Origin of the sequence: Saccharopolyspora oryzae, from assembly GCF_027853915.1 — a bacterium.
Taxonomy (GTDB): domain Bacteria; phylum Actinomycetota; class Actinomycetes; order Mycobacteriales; family Pseudonocardiaceae; genus Saccharopolyspora; species Saccharopolyspora oryzae.
On the sequence record NZ_JAQGLA010000003.1, the window covers coordinates 100469 to 123292 of the forward strand.

18 protein-coding genes are annotated in these 22824 nt (G+C 70.5%); 14 read left to right on the forward strand and 4 right to left on the reverse strand.

Annotated elements, in window-relative coordinates; all coding sequences use genetic code 11:
• Nucleotides 1–39: 39 nt before the first annotated feature.
• From rsmH to OU415_RS03100, 3 genes are all read left to right on the forward strand, one after another.
• Nucleotides 40–1026: a 16S rRNA (cytosine(1402)-N(4))-methyltransferase RsmH gene (gene rsmH, locus OU415_RS03090; protein WP_270946974.1), complete on the forward strand. Its 987-nt coding sequence runs from the start codon at nucleotides 40–42 to the stop codon at nucleotides 1024–1026.
• Nucleotides 1027–1120: 94 nt separating this feature from the next.
• The gene (locus tag OU415_RS03095) at nucleotides 1121–1900 is read left to right on the forward strand and encodes an FtsB family cell division protein (RefSeq protein ID WP_270946975.1); all 780 of its coding nucleotides are present in this window, start codon (nucleotides 1121–1123) and stop codon (nucleotides 1898–1900) included.
• Complete coding sequence (locus OU415_RS03100; protein WP_270946976.1) at nucleotides 1900–3756, forward strand: peptidoglycan D,D-transpeptidase FtsI family protein; 1857 nt, start codon at nucleotides 1900–1902, stop codon at nucleotides 3754–3756. The genes OU415_RS03095 and OU415_RS03100 overlap by 1 nt, the downstream gene beginning before the upstream one ends.
• An 80-nt stretch (nucleotides 3757–3836) precedes the next feature.
• Here OU415_RS03100 and OU415_RS03105 read toward each other — a convergent pair whose 3' ends face one another.
• Nucleotides 3837–5747: an FtsK/SpoIIIE domain-containing protein gene (locus tag OU415_RS03105; protein ID WP_270946977.1), complete on the reverse strand. Its 1911-nt coding sequence runs from the start codon at nucleotides 5745–5747 to the stop codon at nucleotides 3837–3839.
• Between the two features lie 75 nt (nucleotides 5748–5822).
• Nucleotides 5823–7154: an MFS transporter gene (locus OU415_RS03110; protein WP_270946978.1), complete on the reverse strand. Its 1332-nt coding sequence runs from the start codon at nucleotides 7152–7154 to the stop codon at nucleotides 5823–5825.
• Nucleotides 7155–7351: 197 nt separating this feature from the next.
• Here OU415_RS03110 and OU415_RS03115 point away from each other — a divergent pair, with 197 nt between their 5' ends.
• Entirely contained in the window at nucleotides 7352–9064 is a 1713-nt protein-coding gene (locus OU415_RS03115) for an IlvD/Edd family dehydratase (protein ID WP_270946979.1), read from the forward strand.
• 66 nt (nucleotides 9065–9130) lie between these two features.
• Here the strand turns inward: OU415_RS03115 and OU415_RS03120 are convergent, their stop codons facing one another.
• Complete coding sequence (locus OU415_RS03120) at nucleotides 9131–9622, reverse strand: CHAP domain-containing protein (protein WP_270946980.1); 492 nt, start codon at nucleotides 9620–9622, stop codon at nucleotides 9131–9133.
• Between the two features lie 280 nt (nucleotides 9623–9902).
• On the reverse strand, nucleotides 9903–10247 hold the full coding sequence (locus OU415_RS03125; protein WP_270946981.1) for a hypothetical protein: 345 nt from the start codon (nucleotides 10245–10247) through the stop codon (nucleotides 9903–9905).
• 247 nt (nucleotides 10248–10494) lie between these two features.
• Here OU415_RS03125 and OU415_RS03130 point away from each other — a divergent pair, with 247 nt between their 5' ends.
• The 10 genes from OU415_RS03130 to OU415_RS03175 all read left to right on the forward strand — a co-directional run bounded on the left by OU415_RS03130 (nucleotide 10495) and on the right by OU415_RS03175 (nucleotide 22822).
• A complete protein-coding gene (locus OU415_RS03130) occupies nucleotides 10495–12135 on the forward strand; it encodes a UDP-N-acetylmuramoyl-L-alanyl-D-glutamate--2,6-diaminopimelate ligase (RefSeq protein ID WP_408641773.1) in 1641 nt (546 codons plus the stop codon).
• A 69-nt stretch (nucleotides 12136–12204) separates the two neighbouring features.
• A complete protein-coding gene (locus tag OU415_RS03135; protein ID WP_270946983.1) occupies nucleotides 12205–13677 on the forward strand; it encodes a UDP-N-acetylmuramoyl-tripeptide--D-alanyl-D-alanine ligase in 1473 nt (490 codons plus the stop codon).
• A complete protein-coding gene (gene mraY, locus OU415_RS03140) occupies nucleotides 13674–14750 on the forward strand; it encodes a phospho-N-acetylmuramoyl-pentapeptide-transferase (RefSeq protein WP_270946984.1) in 1077 nt (358 codons plus the stop codon). The genes OU415_RS03135 and mraY overlap by 4 nt, the downstream gene beginning before the upstream one ends.
• A gap of 78 nt (nucleotides 14751–14828) precedes the next feature.
• Nucleotides 14829–16226, forward strand: a complete 1398-nt coding sequence (gene murD, locus OU415_RS03145; RefSeq protein ID WP_270946985.1) for a UDP-N-acetylmuramoyl-L-alanine--D-glutamate ligase — start codon at nucleotides 14829–14831, stop codon at nucleotides 16224–16226.
• Between the two features lie 6 nt (nucleotides 16227–16232).
• Nucleotides 16233–17642: a putative lipid II flippase FtsW gene (ftsW, locus tag OU415_RS03150; RefSeq protein ID WP_270946986.1), complete on the forward strand. Its 1410-nt coding sequence runs from the start codon at nucleotides 16233–16235 to the stop codon at nucleotides 17640–17642.
• A 20-nt stretch (nucleotides 17643–17662) separates the two neighbouring features.
• A complete protein-coding gene (gene murG / locus OU415_RS03155; protein ID WP_270947113.1) occupies nucleotides 17663–18793 on the forward strand; it encodes an undecaprenyldiphospho-muramoylpentapeptide beta-N-acetylglucosaminyltransferase in 1131 nt (376 codons plus the stop codon).
• A complete protein-coding gene (gene murC / locus OU415_RS03160; RefSeq protein ID WP_270946987.1) occupies nucleotides 18790–20220 on the forward strand; it encodes a UDP-N-acetylmuramate--L-alanine ligase in 1431 nt (476 codons plus the stop codon). Before murG ends, murC begins: the two co-directional genes overlap by 4 nt.
• Nucleotides 20221–20222: 2 nt before the next feature.
• A complete protein-coding gene (locus tag OU415_RS03165; protein ID WP_270946988.1) occupies nucleotides 20223–20969 on the forward strand; it encodes a cell division protein FtsQ/DivIB in 747 nt (248 codons plus the stop codon).
• Nucleotides 20970–21109: 140 nt separating this feature from the next.
• Complete coding sequence (locus OU415_RS03170; protein WP_408641775.1) at nucleotides 21110–22297, forward strand: nitric oxide synthase oxygenase; 1188 nt, start codon at nucleotides 21110–21112, stop codon at nucleotides 22295–22297.
• Between the two features lie 138 nt (nucleotides 22298–22435).
• Nucleotides 22436–22822 carry an effector-associated constant component EACC1 gene (locus tag OU415_RS03175; protein WP_270946989.1) on the forward strand — a complete coding sequence of 129 codons (387 nt, stop codon included), beginning with the start codon at nucleotides 22436–22438 and terminating at the stop codon, nucleotides 22820–22822.
• Nucleotides 22823–22824 lie beyond the last annotated feature (2 nt).

Here is a 22824-nt window from a genome sequence, read left to right on the forward strand (position 1 = left end):
GAGCACGACGGGAACGGCACGCGGGAGGGAGGGACCGCCGTGGCCGAACAGCGGTATGAACAGGGCGGATCCGCCCGCGACAAGCACGTGCCGGTGCTGTTGGACCGGACGTTGGAACTGCTCGAACCCGCGCTGTCCCGCGAGGGCGCGGTGGTCGTCGACGCCACGCTCGGGATGGGCGGGCACTCCGAGGCGATGCTGGCCGCGCACCCCGGGCTGACGCTGGTCGGGCTCGACCGCGACCCGGACGCGCTGCGGCTGGCCGGCGAGCGGCTCCAGCCGTACGCCTCGCGGATCCACCTGGTGCACGCCGTTTACGACGAGTGGGCCGAGGTGCTGGTCGACCTGGGACTGTCCGAGGTGGACGCCGCGCTGTTCGACCTCGGGGTCTCCTCGCTGCAGCTCGACGAAGCCGCCCGCGGTTTCGCCTACGCCCAGGACGCGCCGCTCGACATGCGGATGGATTCGGGCGCACCGCGCACCGCCGCGGACGTGCTCAACACCTACTCGGCGGAAGAGCTGGCGCGGGTGCTGCGCGCCTACGGCGAGGAGAAGTTCGCGGGCAAGATCGCGTCCGCGATCGTCCGGGAGCGGCAGAAGGAACCGTTCAGCAACAGCGCTCGACTGGTGCAGCTGCTCTACGACACGGTGCCCGCGGCCAGCCGGCGCACCGGTGGTCACCCGGCCAAGCGCACCTTCCAGGCGCTGCGCATCGAGGTCAACGCCGAGCTCGACGTGCTCGAGCGGGCGCTGCCCGCGGCGCTGGACTCGCTGGCGGTCGGCGGCCGGATCGCGGTGATGTCCTACCACTCGCTGGAGGACCGGATGGTCAAGCGCGCGCTCGCCGAGCGGGTGAAGTCGCGGACCCCGGTCGACCTGCCGGTGGAACTGCCCGGGCACGGGCCGGAATTCCGCCTGCTCACCAGGGGCGCCGAAGTCGCCGGTGAGCAGGAGGTCGAAGTCAATCCGAGGGCTGCGTCGGTGCGGTTGCGCGCCGCGGAGCGCATCGGCGGGGGGAAGACATGAGCAGCCGGGGGCGCGCGGGAGACGCGCCCCTGACTGCTCGGGACGTCGGCGTGCGGGTACCGGCGCGGGCGTCCACTGAGGAACGGGAGGCGGCATGACAGCACCTGCACGCGCCAAGAAGGCCGCTTCGCGGTCGGGGTCCGAGGAACGCGCGCAGTCGGCCGCCAAGAAGCCCGCGGCGAAGAAGACGACGGCGACCAAGACCACCGCGAAGTCCGCCACCAAGACGGACAAGCCGCGGTCGCGGTCGGCCGCGGCGGAACGCGCCTACGCGCGCCGCGAGGAGCGGCGGGAGCGCTCGACGCGGGAGCCGTCCGTGCGGCGACCGCGCCAGGTGCGCACCGGCTCCGAGGACCGCCGTCCGACCACGGCGAAGGCGAAGACCAGGGCGAAGCAGCTGCAGGAGCGGGTGGCGCTCGCGCGGCTGCCGCTGGTCGTCATGGTGATGTCGGTGCTGGCCGTCGGTCTGGCCGCGACGCTGTGGCTGTCCATCGCCGCGGTCAGCGGCAGCTACGAGCTGCAGCGCGGTGACGCCGAGATCGCGCAGCTCAACGAGCGCCGCGAGCGGCTGCTGCGCGAGGTCAGCTCGCTGGATTCGCCGCCGGCGATCCAGCGGCGCGCCACCGAGGACCTCGGCATGGTGCCCGGGCCGACCCCGGCGCACCTGGTGATGCAGCCGGACGGTTCGGTGCTGGTGGTCGGCGAGCCGGAGAAGGCCACGGTCCCGCCGCCCCCGGCGCCGCCCGCGCCGCCGGCGGGGGAGCAGCCGGCGGACCAGCAGCCAGTTGATCAGCTACCTGCGGAGCAGCAGCCCCCGGCCGGGGAGCAGCCGCCCGCTGAACAGCCGCCAGGGGTGGCGGCGGAGGGACGTTGATGGCCCGCAGGTCGACCAGGATCATCCGCGGCCGCACCGCGCGCACCAACGTCGCCGGCAGCAACCGGCGGCTGCGCGTGGGGCGGCTGCTGATGGTGGTCGCGCTGGTGCTCGCCAGCGCGAAGCTGATCCAGGTGCAGGGTTTCGAAGCCAGCGCGCTGTCCGAACAGGCCTTGAAGCAGCGGTTGGACCGCTCGGTCATCCCGGCCGAGCGCGGGTCCATCATGGACCGCGGCGGCAACGTGCTGGCGTTCAGCAGCGAGGCCCGGCAGCTCTACGCCAACCCGCGCCTGCTCAACAAGGAGCTCGACGAGCAGCACGCGAAAGACCCGAGCAAGCCGACCGCGGCCGAGTACAAGCAGGAGATCGCGCGCTTCATCGCGCAGGAGCTGCCGGGCGTGATCACCGAGCAGGAGGTGCTCGACGCGCTGTTCCGCGACGTCGGGTTCACCTACTTCGGCCCCAAGATCGACCCGGGCAAGGCGCGGGAGATCACCACGAAGTACCCGCAGATCGGCTCGGAGTACCAGGCCACCCGCGAGTACCCGGGCGGTGATCTGGCGGCGAACATCATCGGCGCGGCGAACTGGCGCAAGGACGAGGTCCCCGGCAAGCTGCGCGGCCAGATCGGGCTGGAGTCCTCGATGGACTCGGTGCTGGCGGGCAAGGACGGCCAGCAGGTCTCCGACACCGCGCTCGGCTCGAACCTGGTCATCCCCGGCACCCGGGAGCTGGAGCCGGCGGTTCCGGGGTCCAACGTGGAGTTGACCATCGACTCCGACGTGCAGTTCATGCTGCAGCGCGAACTCGCCGACTACGCCCGCACGGCGCAGGCCAAGAACGCCAGCGCGGTGGTGCTGGACGCCAAGACCGGTGAGGTCTACGCGCTGGCCAACGACAAGACCTTCGACCCGAACGGCCAGTGGGGCGAGGACATCGGCAACCCGGCGGTGACCACGCCCTACGAGCCGGGTTCGGTGGCCAAGCTGATCACCGCGGCCGGGGCGATCGAGGACGGGATCATGAAGCCCGACACGGTGCTCCAGGTGCCGGGCAGCATCAAGGTCGCGGACCGCACCGTCAGCGATGCGTGGCAGCACGGCACCATCCCGCTGACCTTCACCGGTGTGCTGGGCAAGTCCTCCAACGTCGGCACCCTGATGGCCGCCCAGCAGCTCGGCGAGCAGCGCTGGTACGACTTCGCCCGCAACTTCGGGCTGGGCCAGCGCACCGGCGTCGGACTGCCGGGCGAGAGCGGTGGAACCCTCCCGCCGCCCGACCAGTGGTCCGGCTCGTCGTTCGGGAACCTGCCGATCGGCCAGGGCCTTTCGATGACCGTGCTGCAGATGGCCAGCATGTACCAGGCGATCGCCAACGACGGTGTCCGAGTGCCGCCGCGGATCATCTCCGCGGAGATCGGCCCGGACGGCAACCGCGTCGAACGCCCCCGCCCGGAGGGCGTCCGCGTGGTCAGCCCGGAAACCGCGCACACGGTGAAGGACATGCTGCGGTCGGTGGTCCAGGAGGGCCCGAAACCGAACAACGGCACCGGCCCGGGCGCGGCGCTGCCGGGCTACCAGGTCTCCGGCAAGACGGGCACGGCCCAGCAGTACGACCCGGCCTGCAAGTGCTACAGCAACTCGAAGCACTGGATCACCTTCGCGGGAGTCGTCCCAGCGGACAGCCCCCGCTTCGTGATCGGCCTGATGCTCGACCGCCCGGCCTACGGAACCCAGGAGGGCTCGTCGGCGGCGCCCCTGTTCCACAACATCGCGTCCTTCCTGACCCAGCGCTACCAACTACCGCTGTCCAAGGAGCAAGCCCCGATCCAAACCCTCCAACTCCCCACCCCGTGACATCCCACGCGGCTACGGCGGCCAACTGCAGATGAGGGGCGTGCTGCTCGGCAGCACGCCCCTCATGCACATGGTCCCTGCTAGGGACGGAGCAAGCGCCTGGACGGAGCGGGTTGTCCTCGCCAGCTGCCCCGCACCCGGTCGACCAGGTCTGCGACGCCGTCAGCTCGGGATTCGGCGCAGATCTCCATCGCCGGCCGGGGGTACCGCCGTTCCTTCTCCGCAGCAGCTTCCTCAGCCCGGATTCGAGCAGCCACCTCCGTGCTGTCGAGGCGGGGCAGCGCGGTGAGGAAGTGGAGCTTGTCCGGGTGCAGCCCTCGGCCAGGTTCGCGGGGCGGGACATGCTCGGCTGCTGACGAGTCGACTTGCGATTCGCTCGGGTCGCTCAGCCGCATCTCGACTCGGGTGTGCAGCAGTTCTCGCAGTTCAGGGTCGATCTCGGCCCACCTTTCGGCGGTGATGAACACGTGGATGCCGTACGCCGCGCCAGCTTCGACCAGGTGGTGCACCTCGTTCTCCAGGACCCCGAACGCCGTGCGGAACGCTTGCCAGTTGTCCACCAGCCAGAACACGTCGCCGTACGGGTCCTGGGGCAGAGCGCCGCGCAGCTTGCGCGCGCGGAAGTCCGCCATGCCGTTCACCTGCAGTTGGCAGAAGCCCTTCTGCCGCATGGTCAGCAAGGCCTTCAACTCGAAGATGATCTGCTGCACCGGGTGGATATCGGGTTGCTCGATGGCAGCGCCGACGTGCGGCAGATCGCGCAACTGCGCCAGCGAACCGCCTCCGAGGTCGACGCAGTAGAGCTGGACTTCTCGAGGCGTGTGGGTCAAGGCCAGCGACGCCGCGAGAGTGCACATCGCGGTGGACTTCCCCGAACCGGCAGCGCCCACGATCGCGCCGTGCCCGTCCAGGTCCAGCACCATCGGGCTCTGGCGGTGGTGGAACGGGACGTCGAGCAGCCCCACGGGCACTCGCAACGGGCCGAGCTTCGGGCGCACATCTACCGGGCAGCCCCGATCATCGGTGTGCCGCAGCGGCGGGAGCAGAGCGTCCAACGTGAGCGGCGCGGCCAGCGGTGGGAGCCAGATGCTCCGCGATGCAGGAGCTTTGCCCCGGACGTCGGACAGCACGTTGCTCAGCAGGGTCTGGTCGGGCGGTCCGTGGGAGACATGAGCGGTCTTGAACTTCGTGATGCCGTTCGAGGTGCGGAGGTATCCGAGCCCCGGTTCTGTTGGCAGAGTCGAGGCATCGGGGACTCCGATCGCCGAGCGGGATTCTCCGGCGCTAAAGGTCCGCAGGGCGATGCGGCAGGTGATGAAGTGCTCGAATGCCTGGTTCTTCGCCTCCTCGAGCCGTTGTGATGCGAGGAGCATGTGAACCCCCAGCGAATTGCCCAACCGACCGACTACCTGCAGGACGTCGGCGAGCATCGGATGCATCGCCAGCATCTCGCTGAACTCGTCGAGGACCACGAACAGCGCAGGCAACGGTTGTGCGCAGGCAGGATCGCCGAACTGCCGCTTCTGTCGGTATTCCCCGAAGTTCTCCGCTTGGGAGGATTCCAGCAGCTCCGTGCGGCGGTTCAACTCGCCGCACAGCACCTCGCACAACCTGGCGACCTGCGACGGCGCGCTGCACAAGTCGGAGGCGACGGCGGGTACGTGCGGCGTGTGCTCGAACTCCGAGAAGGTGGCGGCTCCCACGAACTCGGCCAGCACGAAGCTGACGTCGGTCGGCGGATGCGTGGCCATCAGGCCGAGCACGATGGTGCGCAGCAGTTCCGACTTGCCGGAGCCGGTGGCACCGATGCACAGGACGTGCTGAAAGTCCTTGAAGTCGAGCTCGACCGGTCGTCCTGCGTCATCCACCCCGAACGGGATCCGGTGGAGATCGGGGGTGGGACGTGGTGCCCAGGCTCGGTCCACGTCGAAGCATTGACCCAGGTTCCACAGCTCGTTCGGATCGGCGTTGCAGGCCGACGCCTCGGTCATGCACGTCCCCCCAAGCCTTCGCGGTGCGAGCCAGGTATATCAAGCCGCGCTGTGCCTGAATGCTCGGACGTCGGGTCAGGGTTTTGTTCTGATATGGGGGTTCTCGGCCGGGGTTTTGGTTCGGGAGAGGGTGAGGAAGAGGGCTGCTGCTGCGAAGCCGCAGCCGGACAGGAGGTAGAGGCCTGCGGAGGGGGAGTTGAGGGTGGTTTGGACCCAGTTCTTGGCGACCGGGGCCACGAAGCCGCCCAGGTTGCCCAGCGAGTTGATCAGGCCGATGCCCGCTGCTGCCGCCGTTCCCGTCAGGTAGGCCGCCGGGAAGGTCCAGAAGACCGGTTGGACCGAGATGTATCCGGCTGCCGCTATCGACAGGCCGGCTATCGCCAGGACCGGGCTGGCGAAGTAGGCCGAGGCCGCGATGCCGACCGAGCCGCCCGCCACGCACGCCGCTGCGACGAAGCGCTTCTTCGGTTGGGCCAGGCGGTCGGCGCTGGTGGACACCGCGATGTTGACCAGCAGCGCGATGGTCCACGGGATCGCCGTGACCAGGCCGACGAGCAGTCCGACCTTGCTGCCGACCGCGTCCGCGACCTGCGTCGGCAGGTAGAAGGTCATGCCGTACACGCTGCACTGGATGAGGAAGTAGATCAGGCAGAAGTACAGCACCCGCGGATCGAGCAGTGCGCTCCGCAGCCGGTGCGGGCCGTGCGCCTGCTTCGCCTCCGCTTCCCGGTCGACCGCGTTCTGCAGCGCGTCGCGCTGGTCCGGGGTCAGCCACTTCGCGTCGGCCGGCTTGTTGTCCAGGTAGAAGAACGCCCACACCCCGACCGCGCAGGCGATCAGGCCCTCCACCGCGAACATCCACTGCCAGCCGAGGACACCGGCCACGCCGTCGAGTTCCAGCAGCAGCCCGGACAGCGGTCCGCCCAGCACCGAGGCGAGCGGGATGCCGAAGTAGAACAGCGCGTTGCAGCGCGCCCGGTAGGCGTGCGGAACCCAGTGGGTGATGAACAGGATCACGCCGGGGAAGAAACCGGCTTCGGCCACGCCGAGCAGGAACCGCAGCAGGTAGAACAGGAACTCGTCGTTGACCAGGGCCATCGCGGCGGAGATCAGGCCCCAGGTGACCATGATCCGGCACATCCACCAGCGGGCGCCGACCCGCATCATGATCAGGTTGCTGGGCACCTCGAACAGCGCGTACCCGATGAAGAACAGCCCGGCGCCGAGCGCGTAGGACGCTTCGGAGATGCCGGTGTGCGCCTGGAACTCCTCCTTGGCGAACCCGATGTTCACGCGGTCCAGGAAGGCGATGACGTACATGAACAGCAGGAACGGCAGCAGCCGGACCATGACGTGCCGGATTGCGGTGGTCAGCGCCTCGTCGGACGCCCGTTCGCCGGTGTGCACCCTGCCTCCTCGTCGAGGTAGTGGTACGAAATTTCGAACACTGTCCGTAATGCGGATCACGAGCCTAGGGGTGCCGTTCGGCGCGAGTCAATCGGCCGTTCGGTATAGCAATCGCTGTTCGAAATCGCGGATGGGCCGTTGCGTCCTGCTGGTCGAGCTGGTTACGTCGCAGCCAGGTACTCGGCGAGGAGGGGTGCATGCCGCGGCGCAGCGCGAGTTGGTTCGGAGCGCACGGGAGGGCCGGGATGACCGCCCGGTCCTGGGTGAAGAACCAGGGCTACAGCGAGGAGGTCTTCGACGGGCGTCCGGTGATCGGCATCGGGACCACCTGGTCGGAGCTCGCGCCCTGCAACGCCCACCAGCAGCGGATCGCCGAGGCGGTCAAGCGCGGGGTGTGGCAGGCCGGCGGGTTCCCGCTGGAGTTCCCCAACATGGCGTTGGGGGAGACGTTGATGCGGCCGACCACGATGCTCTACCGGAACCTGCTGGCGATGCAGGCCGAGGAGACCATCCGCGCCAACCCGCTGGACGGCGTGGTGCTGCTGTCCGGCTGCGACAAGACCACGCCGGGTCTGCTGATGGCCGCGTCCAGCGTCGACCTGCCGACCGCGATGCTCACCGGCGGCCCGATGCTCAACGGCAAGTACCGGGGCACCGACATCGGCTCGGGAACCGCGGTGTGGCAGGCGGAAGCCGACCTGGTGGCGGGGCGGATCACGCAGGACGAGTGCTACTTCATCGAGGGCTGCATGTCCCGCTCGAACGGGCACTGCATGACCATGGGCACCGCCTCCACGATGGCGTGCATCGTGGAAGCCCTGGGCATGCAGCTGCCGTACGCGGCGTCCTGGCCCGCGGTCGACGCCCGCCGCTACGCCGCCGCGCAGCAGACCGGCCAGCGCATCGTCGAGATGGTCGAGGAAGACCTCAAACCGTCCGATGTGCTCACCCGCGACGCGTTCCGCAACGCCATCCGCGCCAACGCGGCCATCGGCGGGTCGACCAACGCCGTCGTGCACCTGATCGCGATCGCCAAGCGGGTCGGCGTGGAGCTGACCGTCGACGACTTCGACACCGACACCCGCGACGTGCCGACGCTGGTGAACCTGCAGCCCAGCGGCAAGTTCCTGATGGAGGACTTCTGCTACGCGGGCGGGTTGCCCGCGGTCCTGAAGGAGCTCGGCGACCTCGTGGAGCGGTCGGCGATCACGGTCAACGGCCGGTCGATGGGCGAGAACATCGCAGACGCGGAGGTGCACAACCGCGAGGTGATCACCCCGTTCGACGAGCCGTTCCAAGCCGTCGGCACCGGGACCGCCGTCCTGCGCGGCTCGCTGGCGCCTGGCGGTGCGGTGATCAAGCAGTCCGCGGCGTCGGCCCGGCTGCTGAAGCACTGCGGCCCGGCGATGGTGTTCGAGGACGTCGACGAGTACTACGCGGTGTGCAAGGACGACGACCTGGACGTCGACGAGAACACGGTGCTGGTCGTCCGGAACGCGGGCCCGAAGGGCTACCCCGGCATGCCGGAGGTGGCGAACGTGCCGGTGCCGAAGAAGCTCCAGGACCGCGGTTTCGACGACATCGTGCGCATCTCCGACGGCCGGATGAGCGGAACCGCCTACGGCACGGTGATCCTGCACGTCACCCCGGAAGCGGCGGCGGGCGGCCCGCTGGCCTTCGTCCGAACCGGCGACCTGATCAGCATCGACGTCCCCAACCGCCGCCTCGACCTGGAGATCCCGGACGAGGAGCTGGAGCGCAGGCGAGCGGAGTGGCAGGAGCCGGACAACCCGCACCCGCGCGGCTACCAGCGCCTGTACCACGACCACGTCCTCCAGGCCTCGGAAGGAGCGGACCTGGACTTCCTGGTCGGCAAGACCGGCAGCTACGTCCCCCGCGACGGCCACTGAGACGCGGGTGGGAGTCCCCGGGAGCCGGGGACTCCCCATCTGTCCGATGTGGACTTTTAGCGCACGTCAGCCGCGGCCTGGGACCTGGGGGTCGCTCCAGCCGAGGTAGTTGTCGTAGTAGGAGACGTCGTCGCCGTGGCCGATCGCGCCTCCGACGCTGGTGGCGTAGAAACCGCCGTTGCCGTCGGCGATGCCGACGTGGCCGTACTGGCTGATGTTCCAGTAGACGAACGCGCCCTTGGGAGGTGTGGAGCCGTCGGTGTGGGCCTTGCCGGCGTTGACGGCGCCGTTCCAGTGGTCGATGGCGGACGGCCAGACGCCGGTCGTGCCGTAGGAGTTCTCGGCGGCCATCTCGCAGTAGCCCTCGAGGGAGCTGTCGCCGATGCGGGCCTTGTACCAATCGATGGCGCCCTGCGCGGTGCCGTCGCCGGGTGAGGCGACCTGAACGGCCTGCGGAGCGGGCTCGGCGAGCACGGCCGGGCTGGCGAGCGGGGCGAGGGCCAGTGCCGCACCAACACCGCAGGCGCCGGCTAATCGCGCAATACGTCGAATCTTCACGAGAACCTCCCGAAAGTTGTTGATAGGCAACATTCAGGAGCCACACGCTAGCGATCACCCCGGCCGAACACCAGCAAGATGCCCTGAACAGCCGATTAACACCACAAACCGGTCAGTTCGGGGCACCCCCGCCTGGTCGACTCCCATTCCCGTCTTTCCCAGTCGGCTTCGGTGTCGGGGAATCCGTTGTCGGGCATTCCGGGGCGGGAGAGGGCGAATTTCAAGATCGTGCCGCAATCTCCGGCGGGATCTCTGCGGTGTCGATGAAAATCCCGTCGGGTCAGTTCTCGTTCCGTTGTTCGCGGGATTCCCCTGGCTGAATCAATTCCTTCTCGTGGCCGTAGGTCACGCGGACGTCGGGGCCCAGTTCGGCCGCCAGTTCGCGTGCCAATTCCTTTCCGCGTTCAACCCATCGGTTCTCGGCTTCTTCGCTGGGGAATGCGGCTGATGCCGGGTCGTTCGGGTCCCAGATGGCTTGGAACTCCTCGTCCCATTCATCCAGCTCGCGGAGGAGGGAGTCGGATACTCCGCAGTCCTTCGACAGCGCGGAATACGGGGGATTGTCCCGTACCGCGTCGTCCGATGTGATCGTCCAGCACGGGTAGGCCCGCCATTCGGGGGCCACGTGGACTTCCAGCAAATCCGACTTCGGGTTGACCGCTTTTCCGGACGTCCGGTCTTCGGCGTTGTCGTTCGTGCCTGGTTCCCCTCGAATCGCCTCGAGGTGGCGCTGATGCTCTGGTGCAGGTGCCTCCGGGAAAGCGGCGGCCGGTGCCGTTCTACTCGTCCTGCGATCGGCCCAGTGGCGAACCGGGTGAGGTTGGTCCTTTCGGTTCAGCCGGGGTGGGGTGGGTGGTGGGGCGACCATGGGGATGCGGGCTCGGGGGGTACCGGTAGCCTGTCGCGACGTGCCTTCCGCGGTTGCCACAGCTCCGCCGCGCCCTTCCCACGTGGAGCCGGTGGAGATCGAGAAACTCGCCGATCACATCGGTGCGCGCGTGCTTCGCGCCCCTGGTCGGTCCACTGCCCACGTGCCGGTGTCCGGGGCGACGCTGCGTGCTCAGCACGTTCGTCCCGGTGACCTGTTCGCCGCCTTGCCCGGTACTCGCGTGCACGGTGCGGACTTCGCCCAGGGCGCGCTGGAATCCGGTGCTGTGGCGGTGCTCACCGACCAGGCCGGCGTCGACCGGGCCGAGCTCGCCGAGCACCCGGCCGTCGTCGACGGCAGCGTGGCCGTGCTGGTGCACGACGATCCGCGCGGTGTGCTCGGGACCGCTTCGGCGCTGATCTACGGCGATCCGTCGAGCCGGCTGAAGATCCTCGGGGTGACCGGCACCTCGGGCAAGACCACCACCTCCTACCTGCTGGAGTCCGCGCTGCAGGCCGCCGGGTTCTGCACCGGGCTGGTCGGCACCGTGGAGACCCGCATCGCCGGGGAACGCCTGGACAGCGCGTTCACCACCCCGGAAGCTCCCGACCTGCAGGCGCTGCTCGCGGTCATGGTCGAGCACGGGGTCACGTTCGTGCCGATGGAGGTCTCCAGCCACGCGCTGGCCATGGGCCGGGTGTCCGGCACCCGCTTCGCCGTCGGGGCGTTCACCAACCTCTCCCAGGACCACCTGGACTTCCACCGCGACATGGAGGACTACTTCCAGGCCAAGGCGCTGCTGTTCGACGGCCGCGCCGAGCACGAGGTGGTCTGCGTCGACAGCGACTGGGGCCGCCGCCTGGTCAAGGACAGCACCATCACAGTGTCCATCGAGGGCAGCGCGAGCTGGTCGGCCACCGACGTGCAGGCCTTCGCCACCGGCGAGCAGACCTTCACCGCGCACGGACCCGACGAGCTCAAGCTGCACATCCGGCTGCGGCTGCCCGGTCCGTTCAACGTCGCCAACGCGCTGCTGGCCATCGGTGCGCTGCACGCGGCGGGCGTGCCGACCTGGGCGATCGAGCGCGGGCTGGCCGAGGTCGACGTGCCCGGCCGGATGGAGCGGGTCGCGCTCGGGCAGGACTTCACCGCCGTCGTGGACTACTCGCACAAGCCCGGCGCCGTGTCCGCGGTGCTCGACGCGGCGCGCGCGCAGGTCGACGGCAACGTGATCGTCGTGCTGGGCTGCGGCGGCGACCGGGACGTGGCGAAGCGGCCGCTGATGGGCGAGGCCGCCGCGCGCCGGTCCGAGCTCCTGATCGTCACCGACGACAACCCGCGCAGCGAGGACCCGGCCGAGATCCGGGCCGCCATGCTGGCCGGTGCCGAGGAGGTGCCCGCCGGCGAACGCGGCGAGGTCCTCGAGATCGGCGACCGGCGCGCCGCCATCGCCGCCGCGGTCGAGCGGGCCGCGCCCGGGGACATCGTCGTCGTCGCAGGCAAAGGCCACGAAACCGGGCAGGAGGTGGCGGGGGTCGTGCACCCGTTCTCCGACCGGGAGGAACTGGCCGCCGCGCTCCGCCATAGGCTTGGGGGCCCAGAAGGGACCGATGTTCGTCGGGGGCAGGTCCACGAGGAGGCGTAGCGGGCGCGGAGTCGCGTTCGCGCAAGCCGACCGGGTGCGGGTGAGCCCGCAAGACGGAGTGGAGGCAAGTTGATCCGGCTCAGCCTCGCTGACATCGCGCGTGCGGTGGGTGGCGGGCTTCATCGTGCGGAAGGTTCGGAGACCGTCACCGCGGGCGTCGAGTTCGACTCCCGCAAGGTCGAGACCGGCGGGCTGTTCGTGGCCGTGCCGGGCGAACGGGTCGACGGGCACGACTTCGCCGCGCAGGCCGTCGCCGACGGTGCGGTGGGTGTGCTCGCCGCGCGCGAGGTCGACGCGCCGGCGGTCGTGGTGCCGCCGATCCCCGACTCGGACCGCTCCGGCGCGCTGGCGCTCGCCGGGGACGAGGACGGCTCCGGTGCCGCGGTGCTGACCGGCCTGGCGAAGCTGGCCAGGTACGTGGTCGACCGCCTGCCGCAGCTCACCGTGGTCGGCGTGACCGGCTCGTCCGGCAAGACGTCGACGAAGGACTTGATCGCGCAGCTGCTGGCACCGATGGGGCCGACGGTCGCGCCACCCGGCTCGTTCAACAACGAGCTCGGGCACCCGTGGACCGTGCTGCGCGCCGACGAGAACACCAAGCACCTGGTGCTGGAGCTCTCCGCGCGCGGCGTCGGGCACATCGCGAACCTGTGCGAGGTCGCGCCGCCGCGCATCGGCGTGGTGCTCAACGTCGGGCACTCGCACGTCGGCGAGTTCGGCTCGCAGGAGGCGATCGCGCAGGCCAAGGGCGAGCTGCCGGAGGCGCTGCCCGCGGACGGCGTCGCAGTGCTCAACGGCGACGACCCGCTGGTCGCGGCGATGGCCGAGCGGACCAAGGCGCGCGTGGTGCTGGTCGGGGAGCGTCCCGACGCGCACGTGCGGGCCGAGGACATCGCGGTCGACGAGCTGGCGCGGCCGACGTTCACGCTGGTCACCGCCGAGGGCTCGGCGCGGGTGACGTTGCCGCTGTTCGGCGAGCACCACGTCGGCAACGCGCTGGCCGCCGCCGCGGTCGCGCTGGAGCTCGGCGCGAGCCTCGAAGAGGTCGCCGCGCGGTTGGGCTCGGTGCGGCGGATGTCGGCGCGGCGCATGGAGGTCAGCAAGACCTCGGACGACGTCACGGTCGTCAACGACGCGTACAACGCGAACCCGGAGTCGATGCGCGCCGCGCTGAAGACGCTGGCCGCGATGACCCGCGGCCGTCCCGGCCGGGCCTGGGCGGTGCTCGGGCCGATGGGCGAGCTCGGCGAGGCCGAGACCGAAGCGCACGACGAGATCGGACAGCTGGTCGTCCGGCTGAACATCGACCGGCTGGTGGTGGTCGGCGAACAGGCCCAGGTGATGCACCAGTCGGCATCGCTGGAGGGGTCGTGGGGAGAGGAGTCGGTTCTGGTGCCGGACGTCGATGCGGCTGTCGCGCTGCTGCGCGCCGAGCTGCGTCCCGGTGACGTTGTCCTGACCAAGGCGTCGAACGCCGCCGGGTTGTGGCGGGTCGCGGAGGCCTTGCTGGCTGCTGGTGGGACGGAGGGGCAGGCGACGTGAAGCCGATCCTGGTGGCGGCCGCGGTCGCCCTCGTTGTCTCGATCCTGTTCACCCCGTACCTGATCCGGGTCTTCTCCAAGCAGGGCTTCGGCCAGGAGATCCGCGAAGAGGTGCAGAGCCAGCACGCCGCCAAGCGCGGCACCCCGACCATGGGCGGCGTGGCGATCCTGGTCGCCATGTGGTGCGGCTACCTGGCCACCCACCTGATCATGGGCGACCAGCCCACGGTCACCGGTCTGCTGGTGCTGGGCCTGACCACCGCGCTGGGCATCGTCGGGTTCCTGGACGACTTCATCAAGATCCGCAAGCAGCGCAACCTCGGGCTGAACAAGACCGCGAAGCTGGTCGGCCAGCTGGTGGCCTCGGTGCTGTTCGCGGTGCTGGCCATCCGGTTCCCGAACGAGCACGGCGTGACGCCGGCGTCGACCGAGCTGTCCTTCCTGCGCGACATCTCGGTGATCTCCTTCGGCGTGATCGGGTTCGTGATCTTCGCCTACGTGGCGATCAGCGGCTGGTCGAACGCGGTGAACTTCACCGACGGCATGGACGGCCTGGCCGGTGGTACCGCGGCGATGGTGCTGGCGACCTACGTGCTCGTCGCGTTCTGGCAGCTGCGCAACGACTGCTTCGCGCTGTCCGGTCCGGCGCCGGGCTGCTACACCGTGCGCGACCCGCTGGACATCGCGGTGGTGGCGGCTGCGGCGATGGCGGCCTGCGTCGGCTTCCTGTGGTGGAACGCCGCGCCGGCGAAGATCTTCATGGGCGACACCGGTTCGCTGGCGCTCGGCGGTCTGCTCGCCGGGCTGTCGATGGCCACCCGCACCGAACTGCTGATGATCATCATCGGTGGCGTGTTCGTGGTCGAGGCGCTGTCGGTGGTGCTGCAGATCGTGGTGTTCCGGACCACCCGGCGCCGGTTGTTCCGGATGGCCCCGTTCCACCACCACTTCGAGCTGGCGGGCTGGGCCGAGACCACGGTGATCATCCGCTTCTGGGTGCTGGCCGGGATCAGCTGCATGTTCGGCGTGGGCCTGTTCTACGCGGATTGGCTTTCCGCCGCCTTGACGCGGTGACCACCTCGTGAGCGGCGATGGTCGCAAGAGCCACCATCGCCGCTCACGAGCGGACTGACGAGATTGGGAGACGACGGCGTGGCAAGCCGGTTCCAGGGATTGCAGGTGCTGGTGGCCGGGGCCGGGGTGTCCGGCCGCTCGGCGGCTGAAGCGCTGCTCGCGGCGGGCGCCGCGGTGACCGTCACCGACGGTTCGGCCGATCGGCTCGCCGCCCTCGCCTCGTTGCAGTCGCAGGGCGCGGAGCTGGTTCCCGGTCTGTCCGAGCCGCCGACCGGCACGGACCTGGTGGTCACCAGCCCCGGCTGGCGGCCGGACGCGCCGCTGCTGGCGGCATCGGCCGCCGCGGGCGTCGAGGTGATGGGCGAGGTCGAGCTGGCCTGGCGCCTGGACCAGGAGAAGGAGACCCCGGCGACCTGGCTCGCGGTCACCGGCACCAACGGCAAGACCACCACCGTCAGCATGCTGGAGTCGGTGCTGCGCGCCGCCGGCGTCGACGTGGTGGCCTGCGGGAACGTGGGCCTGCCGGTGGTCGACGCGGTCCGCGCCGGGCACGAGGTGCTGGCCGTGGAGCTGTCCAGCTTCCAGCTGCACTGGTCGGAGTCGCTCGCGCCGCACGCCGCCGTCGTGCTCAACCTCGCCGCCGATCACCTGGACTGGCACGGCGACCTCGACGCCTACGGCGCCGCCAAGGCCAAGATCTACGCGGGCAACTCGGTTTCCATCGCCAACGCCGACGACGAGTGGTCGACCCGCCTGGTCGCCGCCGCGACCGGTCGGACGGTGTCCTTCACGCTCGGCGCCCCGGAGTCGGGGCAGCTCGGCGTCGAGGGCGGCGAACTGGTGGACCGGGCCTTCGGCGACCGCGCGGTGCTCGCGTCGCTCGCCGACGTGCACCCGGCGGGCCCGCACAACGTCGCCAACGCGCTGGCCGCGGCGTCGCTCGCGCGCGCCTACGGCGTGCAGCCGGAAGCGGTGGCCGACGGGTTGCGGGCGTTCCAGCCCGGTGCCCACCGGTCGGTCCCGGTGGCCGAAGCCGCCGGAGTGTCCTATGTGGACGATTCGAAGGCGACGAACCCGCACGCGGCCGACGCGGCGCTGCGGGCGCACCCCGAGGTGGTGTGGATCGCCGGCGGCCTGCTCAAGGGCGCCGACGTGGACGAGCTCGTCGCGGCCAACGCCGACCGGCTCGCCGCGGTGGTGCTGATCGGCCGCGATCGCGAGCAGTTCGCCACCGCACTGGCCCGACACGCGCCGGATGTGCCCGTGCGCGAGGTGTCGGCAGGGGACGATGCGGGAATGCTGCAAGCTGTCCGGCTGGCCCACGAGTTCGCAAGTCCGGGTTCGGTGGTGCTGCTCGCCCCGGCCGCCGCGTCGATGGACATGTTCACCGACTACGCCCACCGCGGTCGCGCCTTCGCCGACGCGGTGCGCGAGGTTCTGGCCGACACCCCGACGGCGCCCGCGCACGGCGGGTGATCTGCCGTGCCCACCGCCACCAAGACCGCGCGCAGCGGCCCGAAGCGGACCGGTCTGACCGTCCTGTCCCCGCTGACCGCTTGGCTGACCCGGCCGCTGGCCTCGTTCCACCTGCTGCTCGCGGTCTTCGGCCTGCTGACGGTCTTCGGCCTGGTGATGGTGCTCTCGGCCTCCAGCGTCGACTCGTTCAACAAGGACGGTTCGTCCTACAGCGTCTTCAGCAAGCAGGTGATGTACTGCATCGCCGGGCTGGTGCTGTTCTACGCGGCGCTGCGGGTGCCGGTGAAGCTGATGCGCCGCCACAGCCTGATCCTGCTCACCATCTGCCTCGGACTGCTCGCCCTGGTGCTCACGCCGCTCGGCACCAAGCTCAACGGTGCGCGGAGCTGGTTCGTGGTGGCCGGTGTGTCGTTCCAGCCGGTGGAGTTCGCCAAGGTCGCCTTCGCGCTGTGGGGCGCGCACGTGCTGGTCACCAAGCGCGGCCTGATGAACCAGTACCGCCACCTGCTGGTGCCGGTGGTGCCCGCCGCGCTGCTGATGTTCACGCTGGTGATGCTGCAGCCCGACCTCGGTTCGACGATCACGCTGTTCGCGGTGCTGCTGGCGCTGCTGTGGTTCGCCGGTGCGCCGCTGCGGTTGTTCGTGGTGATGCTGCTCGGCGCGGCGACGGCCGGTGTGGCGCTGTCGATGGTCGCCGACTACCGGATGGCGCGGATCACCTCGTTCCTGGACCCGATGGGCGACCCGTCCGGCCAGGGCTACCAGGCCCTGCAGGCGCTCTACGCGCTCGCCGACGGCGGGCTGTTCGGCCGCGGGCTGGGGCAGGGCTGGTCGAAGTGGCAGTACTTGCCCAACGTGCACAACGACTTCATCTTCGCGGTGATCGGTGAGGAGCTGGGCTTCGTCGGCTGCGCGATGGTGCTGGTGCTGTTCGGCACCGTCGCCTACGTGGGCATGCGCATCGCGTTCCGCAACACCGACCCGTGGATCCGGCTGGTCGCGGCGACGCTGACCACCTTCCTGGTCTGCCAGGCGGTCATCAACATCGGCTACGTGGTCGGCCTGCTGCCCACCACCGGGCTGCCGCTGCCGCTGATCTCCTCCGGCGGATCCTCGGTGGTCACCAGCATGCTGGTGTTCGGGCTGCTGGCGAACTTCGCCCGGAACGAACCCGAGGCGATCGCCGCGCTACGGTCTTTGGGACCGGGCCGCGTCGGCAAGCTGCTGCGGCTGCCGACCCCGGCGCCGTACCGGCCGCCGGCCAAGCGGCGCCCGGCACGACCCACCCCACGAAGCCGACCGGGTGCGAAGGGCTCCGGCACGGCGGCAACACGCCGGGGAGGCGGGGACACCCGCGCGCGCGGCGCGCGCAGCGGCCCCGGATCCCGGGCGCAGACACGAGGAGGACACCGTTGAGCGGCGATCAGACGGCCCGCATCGACCAGGGCGCGCTCGGCGACCCCAGGGGTGCTGCCGCGGCGCGGCGCCCCCTGTCGGTCGTGGTCGCCGGAGGCGGCACCGCCGGGCACGTCGAGCCCGCGCTGGCGCTGGCCGATGCGGTGCGCCGGCTGCGCCCGGACGCCCGGGTGACGGCGCTGGGCACCGAGCGCGGCCTGGAGAACAAGCTGGTTCCGGCGCGCGGCTACCCGCTGGAGCTGATCCCGCCGGTGCCGATGCCGCGCAAGCCCAACGCCGACCTGCTGAAGCTGCCGCTGAAGGTGCGCGAGTCGGTGAAGCAGACCCGCGCGGTGCTCGACCGGGTCGGCGCCGACGTGGTGGTCGGCTTCGGCGGTTACGTGTCGCTGCCCGCCTACCTCGCCGCGCGCGGCCGGGTGCCGATCGTGGTGCACGAGGCCAACGCGCGCGCGGGCCTGGCGAACAAGGTCGGCGCGAAGTTCGCCGAGCGCGTGCTGGCGGCGACCCCGGACAGCGGGCTGCCCGGCGCGCAGACCATCGGCATCCCGCTGCGCGAGTCCATCACCCGGCTCGACCGCTGGGCGCTGCGCGCGCAGGCCCGCCAGCACTTCGGGCTGCACCCGCACGCCCCGACGATCCTGGTCTTCGGCGGTTCGCAGGGCGCCCGCACGCTCAACACGGCGTTCTCCGGCGCGGCCGAGGCACTGGGCCGGGCCGGGATCGGCGTGCTGCACGCGCACGGCCCGAAGAACACCATCGCGGTGCAGCAGGTCCCGGGCGCGCCCGTCTACAACGCGGTGCCCTACCTGGAGCGGATGGACCTGGCCTACGCGGCGGCGGACCTGGTGGTGTGCCGGTCCGGTGCGATGACCGTCGCCGAGGTCTCCGCGCTCGGACTGCCCGCCGTGTTCGTGCCGCTGCCGCACGGCAACGGCGAGCAGGCGCTCAACGCGCAGCCGGTGGTGTCCAAGGGCGGTGCGCGGTTGGTGTCCGATGAGGACATGACCTCGCAGAAGGTGATCGACGAGGTCCTGCCGCTGGCGCTGGACCCGCAGCGGCTGCAGGAGATGAGCCGCGCGACCCTCGGCAGCGGACACCGGGAAGCCGACCACGTGTTGGCGCAGATCGTGCTGGAGGTGGCCGGACAGTGACCGCAACGTCAGACGTCGACGCCGTGCTGTCCCGGGTGCACCTGGTCGGCATCGGCGGGGCCGGGATGAGCGGCATCGCCCGCATCCTGCTCGCCCGCGGCCAGCAGGTGTCGGGCTCGGACGCCCGCGATTCGCGGACCGTGCTCGCGCTCCGCGCGCAGGGCGCGAACATCGGCATCGGGCACCGCGCGGAGAACCTGGACCAGTTCGACACCGATCCGTCGGCCGTCGTGGTGTCCACCGCGATCCGCCCGGACAACCCCGAGCTGGTGGCCGCGCAGGAGCGCGGCATCACGGTGCTGCGCCGCGCCGAGGCGCTGGCCGCGCTGATGGCCGGGCACCGGGTGGCCTGCGTGGCGGGCACCCACGGCAAGACCTCGACGACGTCGATGCTGACCGTGGCCCTGCAGCACTGCCGGTTCGACCCGTCGTTCGCGATCGGCGGCGACCTCAACGAGTCCGGCGCGAACGCGCACCACGGCGACGGCAGCATCTTCGTCGCCGAAGCCGACGAGAGCGACGGCTCGTTCCTGGTCTTCGCCCCGTCGGTGGCGGTGGTGACCAACGTCGAGCCCGACCACCTGGACCACCACGGCACCGCCGAGGCCTACACGAAGGTCTTCGAGGACTTCGTGCAGCGCATCGAGCCCGGCGGCGTGCTGATCATCAGCGCCGACGACGCGGGTGCGGTGGAGCTGGCGGAGCGCGCCGAGGCCCTCGGGGTCCGGGTGCGCCGCTACGGCAAGTCCGCGACCGGCGCCGACGACGCGCGGCTCGTCGACTACCGGGCCGTGAACGGTGCCGGGGTGGCGACCGTGGAGCTCGGCGGCCAGCGCATCGACGTGCAGGTGGCGGTGCCGGGTGAGCACATGGCGGGCAACGCGATCGCCGCGGTGCTGGCCGGTCTGGAGCTCGGTGCGCCGCTGGGCGGACTGCTCGACGGGCTCGCCGCTTTCGGCGGTGTGCGGCGCCGTTTCGAGTTCCGCGGGCGGGCGCGCGGGATCCGCGTCTACGACGACTACGCGCACCACCCGACCGAGGTGGACGCCCAGCTGCGGGCGGCTCGCCCGGTGGCCGGGGACGGCCGGCTGGTCGTGGTGTTCCAGCCGCACCTGTTCTCCCGCACGGCGGCGTTCGCGGCGGAGTTCGCGAACGCGCTGGCGCTGGCCGACGAGGTGGTCGTGCTCGACGTCTACGGCGCGCGGGAGGATCCGCAGCCCGGCGTCACCGGCAAGCTGATCGCCGACCAGATCCCGCTGCCTTCCGAGAAGGTGCACTACCAGCCGTCGTTCACCGAGGTGACGCCGCTGGTGGCGGGCCTGGTGCGCTCCGGTGACCTGGTGCTGACCATGGGTGCCGGTGACGTGACCATGCTCGGCGCGGAGATCCTCGCGGAGATCGACCGCGGATCCGCCGAGGAGGACTGAGGGTGACTTCGACGCGCCGCCGCGCAACGGACCGGCCCGGGGTGCGCAGCACTCGCGGACGACCGGTGCGCGGCGGCGCGTTGGCGCCGGCGAAGTGGCGCCGCTGGGCGCTGCCGCTGGTGCTGGCCGCGGTGACCGTGCTGGCGCTGGTCCTGTACTTCACCCCGCTGCTGGGCGTGCGGTCGGTGGAGGTCTCGGGCAACACCTCGCTCGACCACGAGGAGGTCGTGCGCGCCGGGGGCATCGAGACCGGAACCCCGATGATGCAGGTCGACGCGGGCGAGATCCGGGACCGCCTGCAGACGGTCCCGAAGGTCGCGGCAGCGGAGGTGACGCTGTCCTGGCCGTCGACGGTCCAGGTGCGGATCACCGAGCGGGTCGCGGCGGCGTTCCTGGTGGCGCGCAACGGAATTCAGCTGGTGGACGCGACCGGCATGCCGTTCCAGACGGTCCCTGACCCCCCGGCGGACCTCCCGGAGCTGAAGGTCCGGGAAGCCTCCCAGGCCGATCCGGCGACCAAGGCCGGGATGCTGGTGCTGACCTCTGTCCCGGAGCCGGTGCGGGGTGAGATCACCACGGTCGAGGCGGAGAACCCCAACGACATCCGCCTCCTGCTCAAGGGCGACCGCAGGATCGAGTGGGGTTCCAAGGACCAGTCGGACAAGAAGGCGCAAATACTCCCGGCCCTCCTGACCCGCCCGGGCAACGTCTACGACGTGACCACCCCAGCCCTGCCCACGGTGTCCTGACCGGTCGTGAGTGCAAAAACCGGCTAGAACCGGCCTACGCACTGACGACCCCGGAGCCAGTGGGATCAAGATCGTTTTTGTCGCGCTAACGTGTGAGGGTGTTCAGGGTCAGCGGCGAGGCGCCGGAGTCCGTTTTCTCCATGCCGGCTCATCCGACCAGGCGGTTGCGTCCGGTGCAGCCGCCCGCTCGCCGCGCCGCGCCTCCGGTGGACATGCGGGAGGCCGAGGAGTTCTTGCGGCTCTTCCACGCTGAGAACCGGGACTCCGGGTCGTTGCAGCAGCGCTTGGACCGGGTTCGCTACGAGGTCGAGACCGTCGGCACCTACCGGCACACCGCGGAGGAGCTGACCTTCGGCGCGCGGGTGGCTTGGCGCAACAGCGCTCGGTGCATCGGGCGGTTGTACTGGCGGAGCTTGAAGGTGCGCGATCTGCGCGACGTGCGCACCGCCGCCGGGGTTGCCGGGCATTGCGTCGAGCACCTCCGAATGGCTACCAACAAGGGCAAGATCCGGCCGGTGATCAGCGTTTTCCCGCCGGAGATGCCGCAGCGGCCCGCGCCGCGGATCTGGAACGACCAGTTGATCCGGTACGCCGGGTACCAGTGCCCGGACGGTTCGGTGCTCGGTGATCCGCGGTACGCGCGGTTCACCGAGGCGATGGCGGGTTTCGGTTGGCGGCCGCCGCGGCGCGGCGCCTTCGACGTGCTGCCGCTGGTCGTGGAGACCGCCGAGGAGGGGCCGCGCATGTTCGGGCTGCCCTCGGACGCAGTGCTGGAAGTGCCGATGAGCCACCCGGACCTGCCCTGGTTCGCCGAACTCGGGTTGCGCTGGCACGCGGTCCCGGTGATCAGCAACATGCGGTTGAGCATCGGTGGCGTTTCCTACCCGGCCGCGCCCTTCAACGGCTGGTACATGGGCACCGAGATCGGTGCGCGCAACTTCGCCGACACCGATCGCTACGACATGATCCCGGTGGTCGCCGAGCGGTTGGGGCTGGACACCTCGAGCGAGGACACCCTGTGGCGGGACCGCGCGCTGGTCGAGCTCAACCGCGCGGTGCTGCACTCCTACGGCAAGGCCGGGGTGACCATCACCGACCACCACACGGAGTCCCAGCGCTTCTTGACGCACCTGGCCAAGGAGGAGTCCGCGGGCCGGAAGTGCCCGGTGGACTGGAGCTGGATCGTGCCGCCGATGTCGGGTTCGCTGACGCCGGTCTTCCACCGCTACTACGACGAATCCCACCAGCTGCCGAACTTCCACCTCGACGACGACGCCGCCCGCCGGGGCACCGACGGCGGCCCGCCGTGCTTCTCGCCGCGCGGCTGAGGTGCGCCTTGGGCCCGGCAGCGGCGATTTCGCATGAAACACCCACGTTTCCGTCGATGTCACCGATCGCACACGCTGCGTTGCGGGTTTTTGATATACATGGCCCGTCCAATCGCACAAGGCGTTCGGGAGCGGGGCATGGCCGAGGCGAGGATCAGCATCCACGAGTCGGCAGTTCCGCCGCAGCGGCTGCACCAGCTGCACGACCAGCTGTCGCGAGACCTCCGCGCGGTGCCGGGGATCGACATCCGGCGGGCGCGGGAAGAAGCGCCGCAGAACAGCAAAGCGGGGACGGGGGCCCAGCTGGCCGAGCTGATCGTCACCGGCACGCTCTCCGGCGGCACCGTCGCCGCCGTCACCCGCGTCCTCATCGCACTGATCAACCGCTCTGCGAAGCGCTCGGTGACGGTCAAGAAGGCCAACGGGGACGAGATCACCGTCGACGCCACCTCGGCTGACGTCCAGCGCCGGATTGCGGAGTTGTTCGCAGCGGACGAGGAAGTCCGTCCCACCCCAGATCGGTGAGG

Bases quoted from the DNA above. Each gene is read 5' to 3' on its own strand.
- OU415_RS03095 (WP_270946975.1), top strand. From the start codon at position 1,121: ATGACAGCACCTGCACGCGCCAAGAAGGCCGCTTCGCGGTCGGGGTCC.
- OU415_RS03175 (WP_270946989.1), top strand. From the start codon at position 22,436: ATGGCCGAGGCGAGGATCAGCATCCACGAGTCGGCAGTTCCGCCGCAG.
- OU415_RS03105 (WP_270946977.1), bottom strand. From the start codon at position 5,747: ATGACCGAGGCGTCGGCCTGCAACGCCGATCCGAACGAGCTGTGGAAC.
- OU415_RS03130 (WP_408641773.1), top strand. From the start codon at position 10,495: ATGCGGGCTCGGGGGGTACCGGTAGCCTGTCGCGACGTGCCTTCCGCG.
- OU415_RS03170 (WP_408641775.1), top strand. From the start codon at position 21,110: ATGCCGGCTCATCCGACCAGGCGGTTGCGTCCGGTGCAGCCGCCCGCT.
- OU415_RS03115 (WP_270946979.1), top strand. From the start codon at position 7,352: ATGCCGCGGCGCAGCGCGAGTTGGTTCGGAGCGCACGGGAGGGCCGGG.
- OU415_RS03100 (WP_270946976.1), top strand. From the start codon at position 1,900: ATGGCCCGCAGGTCGACCAGGATCATCCGCGGCCGCACCGCGCGCACC.